The following is a 13,651-nucleotide window of genomic DNA, read 5'->3' as shown; positions in this document are numbered from 1 at the left end:
TTTCGGGTTTCTGACAGGTACACGAGGCGCGGTGGGTGACCGTGCCGACGAGGGGGGCGAGGGCGTGACGACCAGCAGGTCACGGAACAAGGCCGGGGCGGGGCTGAAGATCGAGCGCGTCTGGACGACCGAGGGGGTGCATCCTTACGACGAGGTCGCCTGGGAGCGCCGCGACGTCGTCATGACGAACTGGCGGGACGGCTCGATCAACTTCGAGCAGCGCGGGGTGGAGTTCCCCGAGTCCTGGTCGGTGAACGCGGCGAACATCGTGACCACCAAGTACTTCCGGGGCGCGGTGGGGACCCCGGAGCGGGAGTGGTCGCTCAAGCAACTGATCAACCGGGTGGTCGAGACCTACCGCACCGCCGGTGAGGAGTACGGCTACTTCGCCACCCCGGCCGACGCCGAGGTGTTCGCGCACGAGCTGACCTGGATGCTGCTGCACCAGGTGTTCAGCTTCAACTCGCCGGTGTGGTTCAACGTCGGTACGCCGTCGCCGCAGCAGGTCAGTGCCTGCTTCATCCTCTCCGTCGACGACTCGATGGACTCAATCCTCGACTGGTACAAGGAGGAGGGCCGGATCTTCCAGGGCGGCTCGGGCGCCGGGGTCAACCTGTCCCGCATCCGTTCCTCGAAGGAACTGCTCTCCTCCGGCGGCACCGCCTCCGGCCCGGTCAGCTTCATGCGCGGCGCGGACGCCTCCGCCGGCACCATCAAGTCCGGTGGCGCCACCCGGCGTGCGGCCAAGATGGTCATCCTCGACGTGGACCACCCGGACATCGAGGAGTTCGTGGCGACCAAGGCGCGCGAGGAGGACAAGATCCGCGCGCTGCGGGACGCCGGGTTCGACATGGACCTGGGCGGCGCCGACATCGTCAGCGTGCAGTACCAGAACGCCAACAACTCGGTCCGCGTCTCCGACGAGTTCATGTCCGCTGTGGAGAACGGCGGCGGCTTCGACCTGCGCGGCCGGCTCGACGGGCAGACCATCGAGACGATCGACGCCAAGAAGCTGTTCCACACCATCTCCCAGGCCGCGTGGGAGTGCGCCGACCCGGGCCTGCAGTACGACGACACCATCAACGACTGGCACACCTGCCCGGAGACCGGGCGGATCACCGCGTCGAACCCGTGCTCGGAGTACCTGCACCTGGACAACTCCTCGTGCAACCTGGCCTCGCTGAACCTGATGAAGTTCCTCCGCGCCGACGGCGGCTTCGAGGTGGAGAAGTTCGTCAAGTCGGTCGAGTTCGTCATCACCGCGATGGACATCTCGATCTGCTTCGCCGACTTCCCGACCGAGAAGATCGGTGAGACCACCCGCGCCTACCGGCAGCTCGGCATCGGGTACGCCAACCTGGGCGCGCTGCTGATGGCCTCCGGCCTGCCGTACGACTCGGAGCAGGGCCGGGAGGTGTCCGCCGCGATCACCTCGCTGATGACCGGCACCGCCTACCGCCGGTCCGCCGAGCTGGCCGGCATCGTCGGCCCGTACGACGGCTACGCCCGCAACGCCGAGCCGCACAAGCGGGTCATGCGCAAGCACGCCGCCGCCAACGACGCGATCAAGCCGACCGGCACCGTGGCGACCGCCGTGCAGCGCGAGGCGACCAAGCAGTGGACGCTGGGCAACAAGCTGGGTGACAAGCACGGCTGGCGCAACTCGCAGGCCAGCGTGCTCGCCCCGACCGGCACCATCGGCCTGATGATGGACTGCGACACCACCGGTGTCGAGCCGGACCTGGCCCTGGTGAAGTTCAAGAAGCTGGTCGGCGGCGGCTCGATGCAGATCGTGAACCAGACGGTGCCGCGCGCCCTGCGCAGCCTCGGCTACCCCGAGGAGCAGGTCGAGGCGATCGTCGAGCACATCGCCGACCACGGTCACGTGGTGGACGCCCCGGGCCTCAAGCCGGAGCACTACCCGGTCTTCGACTGCGCGATGGGCGAGCGCTCGATCGCGCCGATGGGTCACGTGCGGATGATGGCGGCGGTCCAGCCGTTCATCTCCGGCGCCATCTCCAAGACGGTGAACATGCCGGAGCAGGCCACCGTCGAGGACGTCGAGAAGATCTACTTCGAGGGCTGGAAGCTCGGCCTGAAGGCGCTGGCGATCTACCGGGACAACTGCAAGGTCGGCCAGCCGCTGTCGGCTGCCAAGCCGAGCAAGGGCGCCGTCGAGGCCCAGGCCCCGGCCGCCGCGCCGGAGAAGGTCGTGGAGAAGGTCGTCGAGTACCGCCCGGTGCGCAAGCGGCTGCCGAAGAAGCGCCCGTCGGAGACCATCTCGTTCTCGGTCGGCGGCGCGGAGGGCTACCTCACCGCCTCGTCCTACCCGGACGACGGCCTCGGCGAGGTCTTCCTCAAGATGTCGAAGCAGGGCTCGACCCTGGCCGGCGTGATGGACGCCTTCTCGGTGGCCATCTCCATCGGTCTCCAGTACGGCGTCCCGCTGGAGACGTACGTCAGCAAGTTCACCAACATGCGCTTCGAGCCGGCCGGCATGACCGACGACCCGGACGTGCGCATGGCCGCCTCGGTGATGGACTACATCTTCCGTCGCCTGGCGCTGGACTTCCTGCCGTACGACCGCCGCGCCGAGCTGGGCATCTTCACCGCCAAGGAGCGGGCCGCCCAGCTCGCGGCCGAGGCGGAGGCGGAGGCGAGCGGTGCGGACCTCACCGCGATGGCCGCCTCCGCCCCGGTCGAGGCGCCCGAGCCGAAGACCGGCCCGATCGCCCAGCCGGCGCAGGAGATGGCCGACGCCGCGGCCGTGAAGCCCGCGCCGTCGGTGGGTTCCAGCACCGAACTGCTGGAGGCCGTGATCGGCAAGGCCGCCGACGCGCCGCTCTGCTTCACCTGCGGCACCAAGATGCGGCCCGCCGGTAGCTGCTACGTCTGCGAGGGCTGCGGCTCCACCAGCGGCTGCAGCTGACGCACGACCGAAGACGCGAGCGCGGCAGGGACTTCCCTGCCGCGCTCGCGCGTGCTCACTGTCACACCCCATCGTGTACGCGAGCTGGAATGCTCGGGGGATGAGCACGACCGACATCTATCGGGTCTTCGCCGAGCGGGAGACGCGCGGCGTGTCCCCGGCGTACGAGCGGTTGTCGCGGGCGGTGGCCGGTGACCCGGAGCTGCTCGCCCTGCTCGACACGCTGCCGCCGGCGAAGCGTCAGCCGAACCTGCTGTTCGGGGTGGTGCGGTTGCGCGGCGGGCCGGTGGACGACCCGGCGGCGTTCCGCGCGTACGTGATCGCGCACTGGCCGGATGTCGCGGCGCAGATGCGGGTGCGGGCGACGCAGACGAACGAGGCCGGGCGCTGCGCGGTGCTGCTGCCGGTGCTCGCCGCGTTGCCGCAGCCGCTGGCGTTGCTGGAGGTCGGCGCGTCCGCGGGGCTGTGCCTCTACCCGGACCGGTACGCCTACCGGTACGGCGACCGGCATCTCGGCGGGGGTGAGCCGGTGCTCGACTGTGACCTGACCGGCGCCGAGCCGCCGCGGCGGCGCCCGGAGGTGGTGTGGCGGGCCGGGCTGGACTTGAACCCGCTCGACGTCACCGCCCCGGCCGACGTGGCCTGGCTGGACGCGCTGATCTGGCCGGAACACCGGCACCGCCGGGAGCGGCTGCGCGCCGCGGCGGCGATCGCGGCGGCCGACCCGCCCCTGCTGGTACGCGGTGACCTGGTCGACGACCTGCCGGGGCTGGCGGCGCAGGCCCCGGCCGGGGCGACGCTCGTGGTGTTCCACAGTTCGGTGCTCTACCAGGTGCCGCCGCCACGGCGGGACGCGTTCACCGCGCTGGTCCGGAGCCTGCCGGGCCACTGGATCGCCAACGAGGACCCGTCGGTGCTGCCCCACGCGGCATTGCCCGAGCCGCCCGCCGACGGCTTCCACAACGTCCTGGCCCTCGACGGCCACCCCGTGGCCTGGACGACAGGCCACGGCCAGTCCCTCACCTGGTTCCGCTGACCCACCCGTTCTGTCCTCGTCGATCATGAAGTTGACGGCGCGACACGCCGGGCGCGACGGCCGTCAACTTCATGATCAACCAAGGTCGGGCGAGCCGGGCCGGCGGCGACTAGGGTCGGCGGGCGTGACCGAACCTGCCTGGCTGGTCGAGACGCGCGCCGCCTACGACACCGTCGCCGAGGACTACGCGCGGCTGCTGCCCGACGTGGTGGAACCACCGCTGGACCGGGCCCTGCTGGCCGCGTTCGCCGAGACGGTCGGGCCGGGCCGGCCCGTGCTGGAGGTGGGGTGCGGCACCGGCCGTGTCACCGACCACCTGCACCGGCTCGGCCTCGACATCAGCGGGGTCGACCTCTCGCCCGGCATGGTGGCGGTGGCCCGGCGCACGTACCCGGACCTGCGCTTCGAGGTCGGCTCGCTGACCGAGCTGACCGTGCCGGACGGGTCGCTGGCCGGGCTGGTCTCCTGGTACTCGGTCATCCACCTGCCACCGGACCTGCTGCCGGAGGTGTTCGCCGGCTTCCACCGGGTGCTCGTCCCGGGCGGCCACCTGCTGCTCGCGGTGAAGGCCGGCGACCGGCTCGACCGCCGGGAGCAGGCATACGGCCACCGGGTCGGGTACGACGTCTACTGGCTGTCGCCGCAGCGGCTGGCCGCGCAGCTCGCGGCGGCCGGGTTCGCGGTGACGGCGACGACGGTCCGCGCGCCGGCCGACGGCGAGCGGCAGCCCCAGGCGTTCCTGCTCGCCCGGCGACCTGATCGCGTGACCGGGGCGGGCACGGGGTCCGGTGCGGTGCCCTCCGTAGACTTCAGCGGTGCGTGACGAGCTGGCGGACCGGCCCCTGACCGAGCCGCACCCGTCGCGGCTGTCGCCGGACCACCCGGAGCGGGAACGGATCCTGGCCGTGCACGCCGCCGCCCTGGCCGCAGGGGAGGCCGGCTACCTGGACCCGGAGACCGGGCTGTTCGTGCTCAGCGCGGGCTTCCTGGCGAGGCGTGGCACGTGCTGCGGGCGAGGCTGCCGGCACTGTCCGTACGTGGCCGATTAGGGGCTTCCGTCCCCGCTGGGGCACCCCGTACGGTGTCCGACGGAACTCCGGCGGGTCGGACCCGCCGCCGACCGCGGAGGTCTCCCGTGCGCGCCCGAATCTGGCTGGCCGTTCCGGCCGTCCTGCTCGCCGCCGGCTGCGCCGAGGAGGCGCCGACCGGGTCCGGACCGCCCGCTCCGCCCCCGCCGGTCCCGGTGGCGGCGGCGTCCTCGGGCGGGGCGTGCCGGCTGCTCGACTTCGCGGTGATCGCCGAGCACACCGGCGGCACGTTCGATGTGGCGGCGGCCACGGAGCGGGGCGACACCCACACCTGTGTGGTCCGCGCGGCGAGGGCGGTGCTGCCGGAGCTGACGCTGTCGGTGACGGAGACGTCGATCGACGCTGCGACGTTCACCCTGGACGTGCAGCCCAGCGGCGCGGCGAAGATCAGCAAGCTGGGCAAGGCCGCCTACCGGCGCACGCTGCCCAAGACCGCGAAGTCCGGACCGGCCGCCGAGGTCGGCTGGCTGGCCACCGAGGGCCGGCTCGCCACGCTGCGCTGGACCGCCCCGCCCGGCACCGCGAAGGCGGAGGCGGACAAGACGGCCGACAAGCTGGTCACGCTGGCCAAGGTGATCGACACAAGGCAGCTCTGACCGAAGGTCGCCATAGCAGCTCTGACGGGACGTCAGGGCCGCCGGAGAGTCAGCGGGCCGCGACGAACACCCGGGACGCCACCTCGCGGGGCAGCCGGACCCGGTCACCGGAGCGGTCGATCGAGACGGCGTCGCGTTCCTGCGCCACAGTCACCGTCGCACCCGGGTCGACGCCGGCGGCGTGCAACTGGCGGAGCACGTCCGAGTCGGTCTGCACGCTCTCGCAGATCCGCCGCACCACGACGGTGCCGGACAGGCCGGGGAAGGCCAGGTTGCGCTCACCCTCGACGGCGTCGGCGGGCACCAGGCCCGGGTCGCCCAGCTCCTCCAGGCCCGGGATCGGGTTGCCGTACGGCGAGCGGGTCGGGCGGTTGAGCAGGTCGAAGACCCGCTTCTCCACCGCGTCGCTCATCACGTGCTCCCACCGGCAGGCCTCCTCGTGGGCCTCCTCGTAGGGCATCCCGATCACGTTGACCAGCAGCAGCTCGGCCAGCCGGTGCTTGCGCATCACGGACACGGCGGTGTTGCGGCCCTGCGGCGTGAGGGTCAGGTGCCGGTCGCCCTCGACGGTGAGCAGGCCGTCGCGCTCCATGCGGGCGACGGTCTGGCTGACGGTCGGGCCACTCTGCTTCAGCCGCTCGGCGATGCGGGCACGAAGCGGCGGCACCCCCTCCTCCTCGAGTTCGAGGATGGTGCGCAGGTACATCTCGGTGGTGTCAACAAGGTCGTGCTTCACGTCTGCGGCCTCCTGGGCTCCGATGGTACCCGTTACCACCGACCATCGACGCAGGCGAAGCCGGAGGTGATGCGCCGGATGGTGTTGACTGGACCGTATGTCCGCCACCGCAGACCTGCTGGTCGAGCCCGACCGGCTCGTCGCCGAACTCGATCACGCCGACCCGCCGACCCTGCTCGACGTCCGCTGGCGGCTGGCCGGCCCGCCCGGGCGCGACGACTACACCGCCGGCCACCTGCCCGGCGCCGTCTTCATCGACCTGGACACCGAGCTGTGCGGGCCGCCCGGCGCCGCCGGGCGGCACCCGCTTCCGGACCCGGCGGCGTTGCAGGCCGCGCTGCGGGCCGCGGGCGTCCGCGCGGGTCATCCGGTGGTGGTGTACGACGGCGGCGACGGCATGTCCGCCGCCCGCGCCTGGTGGACGCTGCGCTGGGCCGGGCACCGGCAGGTGCGGGTGCTGCACGGCGGCTTCCCCGCCTGGACGGCCGCCGGGCTGCCGGTCGACACGAGCGCGCCCGCTCCGGCGCCCGGCGACGTGACTGTGGCACCCGGCGCGTTGCCGGTGCTCGACGCCGCGCAGGCCGCCCGGCTCGCCGCCGCCGAGTCCGGCGTGCTGCTGGACGTACGGGCCGCGCCGCGCTACCGGGGCGAGCACGAGCCGGTCGACCCGGTCGCCGGGCACGTGCCGGGCGCCGTCAACGTGCCCGCCCCGGAGTACGTCACGCAGGGCCGCTTCCCCGGCGCCGGGGCACTGCGGGAGCGGTTCGCCGCCGCCGGGGTGGACGCGGACGCGCCGGTCGGCGCGTACTGCGGCTCCGGGGTGACCGCCGCGCAGGCGGTGCTCGCGTTGCACCTGGCCGGTCGCCCGGACGCCGCGTTGTACGTCGGCTCGTGGAGCGAGTGGGTGGCCGACCCGGACCGTCCGGTCGCGACCGGTGGCACGTCCGGCCGGTGAGCGCACGTCAGGTGGGCGCACCCGGGCCCACGTGCGACGATGGCCGCATGGCCGACGACACGGTTGTGGTGTGGGACGAGGCGCTCCTCGCCTACGACATGGGCGACCATCCCCTCGACCCGGTCCGGGTCGAGCTGACCATGGCGCTCGCCCGCGAACTGGGTGTGCTGGACCGGCCCGGCGTGCGGCTGGTCAAGCCCGAGCCGGCCGACGACGCGCTGCTCACCCGCGTCCACGATCCGGCCTACCTGGACGCGGTCCGGTCCGCGCCGCGTGACCCGCTGTTCGCCGGCTTCGGTCTCGGCACTTCGGACAATCCGGTCTTCGACGGGATGCACGAGGCGAGCGCGCTGATCGCCGGCGCCACCACTGCCGCGGCCGAGGCGGTGTGGCGAGGCGAGGCCCGGCGCGCGGTGAGCGTCGCAGGCGGCCTGCACCACGCGATGCCCGCCCGGGCCGCCGGGTTCTGCGTCTACAACGACCCGGCGGTCGCCATCGCCCGGCTGCTCGACCTCGGCGCGCAGCGAATCGCGTACGTGGACGTCGACGTGCACCACGGCGACGGCGTGCAGGAGATCTTCTACCGCGACCCGCGGGTGCTCACGATCAGCCTGCACGAGACGCCGCTCGCGTTGTTCCCCGGCACCGGGTTCCCGGACGAGACCGGCGGCCCGGGCGCCGAGGGCACCGCCGTCAACGTGCCGCTGCCGCCCGGGGTCGGCGACGCCGGCTGGCAGCGGGCGTTCCACGCGGTCGTGCCGTCGGTGCTGCGCGCGTACCGGCCGCAGGTGCTCGTCACCCAGTGCGGCGCCGACGGGCACCGCAAGGACCCCCTCGCGGACCTGCACCTCTCCGTGGACGGGCAGGCGGCCACGTACCGCACGCTGCGGGCGCTCGCCGACGAGCTGTGCGACGGCCGCTGGGTCGCCACCGGCGGCGGCGGGTACGCGCTGGTCGAGGTGGTGCCCCGGGCCTGGACGCACCTGCTCGCGGTGGCCACCGGCGAGCCGGTCGACCCGGCCACGCTGACCCCGCCCGGCTGGCGGGACCTGGCCGCGCGGCGGCGTCCCGGGCACGAGGTGCCGTTGCGGATGACCGACGACGTGGACCCGTCGTACCTGCCGTGGCAGCCCAGCGGCGAGCCGAATGCGGTGGACCGGGCCGTCGCGGCCACCCGCAAGGCCGTCTTCCCGCTGCTCGGGCTCGACCCGCACGACCCGCGCGACTGAGCCGGCGGCAAGGGGAGGACCGACCGGTGACCACCGTCGAACAACCGGTGGACGTGCTGCTCAGCGACGGCACGACCGTCCAGCTGCGACCGATCCGACCGGAGGACGCACCCGAGATCGTGGCCATGCACGGCCGCTTCTCGGAGCGCACCCGATACCTGCGCTACTTCTCGCCGTACCCGCGCATCCCGGAACGCGACCTGAAGCGTTTCGTCAACGTCGACCACCGCGACCGGGAGGCGTTCGTGGTGCTCGCCGGCGAGCGGATCGTCGCCGTCGGCCGGTACGAGCGGCTCGGCCCCGCCTCGCCGGAGGCCGAGGTGGCGTTCGTGGTCGAGGACGCCTACCAGGGCCGGGGCATCGGCTCGGTGCTGCTGGAACATCTGGCCGACGCGGCCGGGCGCCACGGCATCGTGCACTTCGTCGCCGAGGTGCTCCCGGCCAACGGGACGATGCTGCGGGTCTTCGCCGACTTCGGCTACCAGGTCCAGCGCCAGTACGCCGACGGCGTGGTGCACCTGAGCTTTCCGATCGCGCCCACCGAGGCGACCCTGGAGGTGCAGCGCGGCCGGGAGCACCGCACCGAGGCCCGCTCGATCGCCCGGTTGCTCGCGCCACGCGGCATCGCCGTCTACGGCGCCAGCACCACCGGCCAGGGCGTCGGCGCGGCGCTGCTCGGGCACCTCCGCGACGGCGGCTTCGCCGGGGCGATCGTGCCGGTGCACCCGAGCGCGGCGACGGTGGCGGGGCTGCCCGCGTACCCGTCGGCCGCCGACGCGGGCCAGGACATCGACCTGGCCGTGGTGGCGGTCCCGCCGGACGCGGTGACCGACGTGGTCCGCGACGCGGCACGCGCGGGCGCGCACGGGCTGGTGGTGATCTCGGCCGGGTTCGCCGAGTCCGGCCCGGCCGGCGCGGCGGCGCAGCGCGCGCTGGTCCGCGCCGCGCACCTGGCCGGCATGCGGGTGGTCGGCCCGAACTGCCTCGGCGTCGCCAACACCGACCCGGCGGTACGCCTCAACGCCACGCTCGCCCCGGTGCTGCCCGCCGCGGGCCGGGTCGGCGTGTTCAGCCAGTCCGGCGCGTTCGGGGTGGCGCTGCTGGCCGAGGCGTCCCGGCGCGGGCTCGGCCTGTCCAGCTTCGTCTCGGCCGGCAACCGGGCCGACGTGTCCGGCAACGACCTGCTCCAGTACTGGCAGGACGACCCGGCCACCGACGTCATCACGCTCTACCTGGAGACGTTCGGCAACCCGCGCAAGTTCGCCCGGCTGGCCCGGCGCATCGGCCGCAGCAAGCCGGTGGTGGCGCTCGCCTCGCTGGCCCGGCCGCCGGGCGTGGGGGAGGCGCCCGCGCTGGACGCGGCGGCGGTGAGCGCGCTGTTCGCCCAGTCCGGGGTGATCCGGGTGGACACCGTCTCCGAGCTGCTCGACGTGGGCGTGCTGCTGGCCCACCAGCCGCTGCCGGCCGGGCGGCGGGTCGCGGTGGTGGGCAACTCGTCGGCGCTGACCGGGCTGGCCGCCACCGCCTGCGCCGCCCAGGGACTCGCCGTCGCCGACGGCTACCCGCGGGACGTCGGGCCGAGCGCCGGGGCCGCCGCGTACGCCGCCGCGCTCGGTGAGGCGGTGGCCGACGAGCGGGTGGACGCCGTGGTGGCGGTGTTCGCGCCGCCGCTGCCGGGCCAGCTCGCCGACCCGGTGGCCGACTTCGCGGCGGCGCTGCCCGACGCGCGGGTCACCGGTAAGCCGGTGGTCGCGACGTTCCTGGCCGGGCTGGTGCCGGCCGGGGTGCCCGCGTACCCGAGCGTGGAGGAGGCGGTACGCGCGCTGGGCCGGGTCACCGCGTACGCGGACTGGCTGCGCCGGCCCGCCGGTGTGCTGCCGGAACTGGCCGATGTGGACCGGGCGGCCGGGCACGCCGCGCTGCGTCCGGACGGGGCAGACGCGGCGGCGTTGCTGCGCGCGTACGGGATCGACGTGGTGGACTCGGTGCCGGCCCGCTCGGCCGAGGAAGCGGCGGCGGTGGGGGAGCGGCTCGGCTGGCCGGTGGCGCTCAAGGCCGCAGCCCCCGGGCTGCGGCACCGTCTCGACCTCGGCGCGGTACGCCTCGACCTGGCCGACGCCGCCGCGCTGCGCCGCGCGTACGCCGAGATGGCCCCGATGTTCGGCGCGGAGGTCCTGGTGCAGCCGATGGTCGCGCCCGGCGTGGCGTGCGTGGTGGAGCTGGTGGAGGATCCGGCGTTCGGGCCGGTGGTCGGGTTCGGGTTGGGCGGCGTGGCGACCGAGCTGCTGGGCGACCGGGCCTGGCGTGCGGTTCCGCTGACCGACCGGGACGCCGCCGAACTGGTCGACGAGCCCCGGGCGGCGCCGCTGCTGCGCGGGCACCGGGGCGCCGCGCCGGTGGACCGGGCGGCCCTGGTCGACCTGCTGGTGCGGGTCGGCCGGCTGGCCGACGAGCAGCCCCGGGTGCGGTCGCTGACGCTGAATCCGGTGCTGGCCCGGCCGGACGGCATCTCGGTGCTGCACGCCACCGTGCGCACCGGCGCCGAGGCCGCCCGCCCCGACACCGGCCCCCGGCGGTTGTAAGGAAGGGCCCCTTCTTAACGCCTGCGGTAGAGAAAGGGCCCCCTCTTAACAGCACCCGCCCGCGACGGCCGCCCGCCCGCGCGACGGCCGCCCGCCGCACCGCTCAACCGCGAGCGGAGATCTGCTGCACCGACCACTCGTTGCCGTCCGGGTCGCGGAAGAAGACGAAGCCGACGTTGTCCAGCGGATGCGGCACCGGACGCGGGTTCTGGCCCAGCACCTGGATCTCGCTCACCTCGACGCCCCGCTCGACCAGTTCGGCGTGCGCCCGTTCCAGGTCCGGTACGACCAGTTGCACGCCCTTGAGCGAGCCCGGCGGCATCTCCGGTACGACGCCCCGGCCGAGGACGATCGAGCAGCCGGAGCCCGGGGGTGTGAGTTGGACGATCCGCCCCGCGCCACCCAGATCGGTGTCGTGGTCGAGGACGAAGCCGAGCCGCTGCGTGTAGAACTCCTTGGCCCGCTCCACGTCGGAGACCGGTACGACCACCACTTCCAGCGTCCAGTTCATGTTGTCGCTCCTGTCGTCGAATCGGTGTGCAGCACTGCCGCGAGCCGGTCGAACGCCTCGCCCAGGCCGCGGGTCATCGGATAGCGCAGGACGGTGTCGCGGCCCTGCGCGGTGGCGTACCGCAGGTGGGTGACGACTGTCGTCCGGTCCGCCGGGCCGGTGAAGTCGTGGCGGACGAGCGTCTCGCCCGGATAGGACTGGTCGTCGAAGAGTTCGGTGCAGACCAGTCGCGAGGGCGGGTCGACCTCCCGGTACGTGCCGCCCTGACCCATCAGGTCGCCGTCCGGCCCTCGGGAGACGAACCGCCAGCGCCCGTCCACCCGCAGGTCCACCTCGCACTCGACGAGGTGCCAGCCCCGGGCGCCCCACCAGCGCATCAGCAGTTCGGGGCGGGTGAAGGCGGCGAACACGAGGTGGCGGGGAGCGGCGAAGTCGCGGCTGAGCCGGATCTCCCGGTCGCCGGGCAGGCTGACGGTCAGGCCGGTCACCGCTGCTCCTCGGCGGTCAGTTCGGCGAGCACCTCGTCCAGCCGCGCGTAGCTCTCGGCCCAGTAGTCCCGGTAGTCCGCCAGCCACGCGACGGCCTCCCGCAGCGGCCGCGCGTCGAGCCGGCAGGGGCGGCGCTGGGCGTCCCGGCCCCGGGTGACCAGGCCGGCGCGTTCGAGCACCTTGAGGTGCTTGGAGACGGCCGGCTGGCTCATCGCGAACGGCTCGGCCAGCTCGGTGACAGTCGCCTCCCCGGCGGCCAGCCGGGCGAGGATGGCCCGCCGGGTGGGGTCGGCGAGCGCGGCGAAGGTGGCGTCGAGCAGATCCGGGGGCACTTTCATAACCTCCTGGTTGTGTAACCATTCGGTTCTATACGGTGCGAGCGCCCGGGTCAAGCACGACAGGCCCCGGCGAACCGCCGGGGCCTGTCGGGGCAGGGGTGGATCAGCAGGCGTACGCCTCCAGGCGGTTCGCCCGCTCCGGGTCGCGCAGCTTCAGCAGCGTGACCTTCTCGATCTGCCGGATCCGCTCCCGGGACAGTCCGAACTCGCGGCCGACCTCGTCCAGCGTGCGCTGCCGGCCGTCGTCCAGGCCGAAGCGCAGCCGGATCACCGCCTGCTCCCGCTGGGACAGCGTGGCCAGCACGATCCGGACCTCGTTGCGCAGCTCGCCGTTGGTGGCGGCGTCACCCGGTTCGGTACGCGGGTCGACGGCGGCGACGAAGTCGCCGAGCGCGCTCTCGCCGTCCTCGCCGACGGCCTGGTCCAGGCTGACCGGCTCCCGGTCGTAGGAGATCAGTTCGATCACCTGGAACTCGGGGATCTCCAGCGCCACCGCCACCTCGCTCACGGTGGGCTCGCGGCCCAGCGACACCGACAGCTCGCGGCGTACCCGCACCATCCGGTTCACCTGCTCGACCATGTGCACCGGGATGCGGATGGTGCGGGCCTGGTCGGCCATGGCGCGGGTGATGGCCTGGCGGATCCACCAGGTGGCGTAGGTGGAGAACTTGTAGCCCTTGGTGTAGTCGAACTTCTCGACGGCGCGGATGAGGCCGAGGTTGCCTTCCTGGATGAGGTCGAGGAAGGCCATGCCGCGGCCGGTGTAGCGCTTGGCGATGCTCACCACCAGCCGCAGGTTGGCCTCCAGCAGGTGGTCCTTGGCGGCGCGGCCCTCGGCCGCGATCAGCGCCAGGTCCGCGCGCAGCTCGGCGGAGACGGGGGTGCAGGTGGCCAGCTTCTCCTCGGCGAAGAGGCCGGCCTCGATCCGCTTGCTCAGCTCGACCTCCTGCGCCGCGGTGAGCAGCTTGGTGCGGCCGATGCCGTTCAGGTACGCCCGGACCAGGTCGGTGGAGACGCCGCGCTCGTCGGTGGCGTCGAGGTCCGTGAGGGTGACGTCCATGTCCTGGTGCTCGATCATCTGCTGGGTCATCTCTGTTCTCCCCGTGTCCGACGTGCCTACCGGTCCGTGCCGCCCAGGCGGTGCTGGCCGATGACAAACAGCT

At 73.5% G+C, this 13,651-nt stretch carries 13 protein-coding genes; 8 read left to right on the top strand and 5 right to left on the bottom strand.

The features are described 5' to 3' along the window. Nucleotides 1-31: 31 nt before the first annotated feature. The 5 genes from O7607_RS04780 to O7607_RS04760 all read left to right on the top strand — a co-directional run bounded on the left by O7607_RS04780 (nt 32) and on the right by O7607_RS04760 (nt 5,649). Complete coding sequence (locus tag O7607_RS04780) at nt 32-2,929, top strand: vitamin B12-dependent ribonucleotide reductase (RefSeq protein ID WP_269701242.1); 2,898 nt, start codon at nt 32-34, stop codon at nt 2,927-2,929. Between the two features lie 100 nt (nt 2,930-3,029). Beyond that, nucleotides 3,030-3,965: a DUF2332 domain-containing protein gene (locus O7607_RS04775; protein WP_269701240.1), complete on the top strand. Its 936-nt coding sequence runs from the start codon at nt 3,030-3,032 to the stop codon at nt 3,963-3,965. A gap of 124 nt (nt 3,966-4,089) precedes the next feature. Continuing rightward, the gene (locus O7607_RS04770; RefSeq protein ID WP_269701239.1) at nt 4,090-4,788 is read left to right on the top strand and encodes a class I SAM-dependent DNA methyltransferase; all 699 of its coding nucleotides are present in this window, start codon (nt 4,090-4,092) and stop codon (nt 4,786-4,788) included. Next, complete coding sequence (locus tag O7607_RS04765; RefSeq protein WP_269701237.1) at nt 4,781-5,014, top strand: DUF5522 domain-containing protein; 234 nt, start codon at nt 4,781-4,783, stop codon at nt 5,012-5,014. Before O7607_RS04770 ends, O7607_RS04765 begins: the two co-directional genes overlap by 8 nt. Nucleotides 5,015-5,100: 86 nt before the next feature. Continuing rightward, the gene (locus O7607_RS04760) at nt 5,101-5,649 is read left to right on the top strand and encodes a hypothetical protein (protein ID WP_269701235.1); all 549 of its coding nucleotides are present in this window, start codon (nt 5,101-5,103) and stop codon (nt 5,647-5,649) included. A gap of 49 nt (nt 5,650-5,698) precedes the next feature. Here O7607_RS04760 and O7607_RS04755 read toward each other — a convergent pair whose 3' ends face one another. Then, on the bottom strand, nt 5,699-6,385 hold the full coding sequence (locus tag O7607_RS04755; protein WP_269701234.1) for a metal-dependent transcriptional regulator: 687 nt from the start codon (nt 6,383-6,385) through the stop codon (nt 5,699-5,701). Between the two features lie 97 nt (nt 6,386-6,482). Between O7607_RS04755 and O7607_RS04750 the strand changes: the two genes are divergently transcribed. The 3 genes from O7607_RS04750 to O7607_RS04740 are packed head-to-tail and all read left to right on the top strand — an operon-like array spanning nt 6,483 to nt 11,151. Beyond that, entirely contained in the window at nt 6,483-7,340 is an 858-nt protein-coding gene (locus O7607_RS04750; protein WP_269701233.1) for a sulfurtransferase, read from the top strand. A 47-nt stretch (nt 7,341-7,387) separates the two neighbouring features. Continuing rightward, entirely contained in the window at nt 7,388-8,569 is a 1,182-nt protein-coding gene (locus tag O7607_RS04745; RefSeq protein WP_269701231.1) for an acetoin utilization protein AcuC, read from the top strand. 26 nt (nt 8,570-8,595) lie between these two features. Further along, nucleotides 8,596-11,151, top strand: coding sequence for a bifunctional acetate--CoA ligase family protein/GNAT family N-acetyltransferase (locus O7607_RS04740; protein ID WP_269701229.1), 2,556 nt, complete (start codon nt 8,596-8,598; stop codon nt 11,149-11,151). Nucleotides 11,152-11,254: 103 nt separating this feature from the next. Here the strand turns inward: O7607_RS04740 and O7607_RS04735 are convergent, their stop codons facing one another. The 4 genes from O7607_RS04735 to sigB all read right to left on the bottom strand — a co-directional run bounded on the left by O7607_RS04735 (nt 11,255) and on the right by sigB (nt 13,578). Then, on the bottom strand, nt 11,255-11,662 hold the full coding sequence (locus tag O7607_RS04735; RefSeq protein ID WP_269701228.1) for a VOC family protein: 408 nt from the start codon (nt 11,660-11,662) through the stop codon (nt 11,255-11,257). Next, on the bottom strand, nt 11,659-12,150 hold the full coding sequence (locus tag O7607_RS04730; protein ID WP_269701226.1) for an SRPBCC family protein: 492 nt from the start codon (nt 12,148-12,150) through the stop codon (nt 11,659-11,661). Before O7607_RS04730 ends, O7607_RS04735 begins: the two co-directional genes overlap by 4 nt. Further along, nucleotides 12,147-12,488 (bottom strand): ArsR/SmtB family transcription factor, encoded by a 342-nt coding sequence (locus tag O7607_RS04725; RefSeq protein ID WP_269701225.1) that lies wholly within the window; start codon nt 12,486-12,488, stop codon nt 12,147-12,149. Before O7607_RS04725 ends, O7607_RS04730 begins: the two co-directional genes overlap by 4 nt. Nucleotides 12,489-12,591: 103 nt before the next feature. Further along, nucleotides 12,592-13,578, bottom strand: coding sequence for an RNA polymerase sigma factor SigB (sigB, locus tag O7607_RS04720; protein WP_043325701.1), 987 nt, complete (start codon nt 13,576-13,578; stop codon nt 12,592-12,594). Between the last annotated feature and the right edge of the window lie 73 nt (nt 13,579-13,651).

This window comes from Micromonospora sp. WMMA1949, from assembly GCF_027460145.1.
GTDB lineage: Bacteria > Actinomycetota > Actinomycetes > Mycobacteriales > Micromonosporaceae > Micromonospora.
The sequence above is the reverse complement of the archived record's forward strand: the minus strand, read 5'-3'. Positions and strand labels throughout refer to the sequence as shown.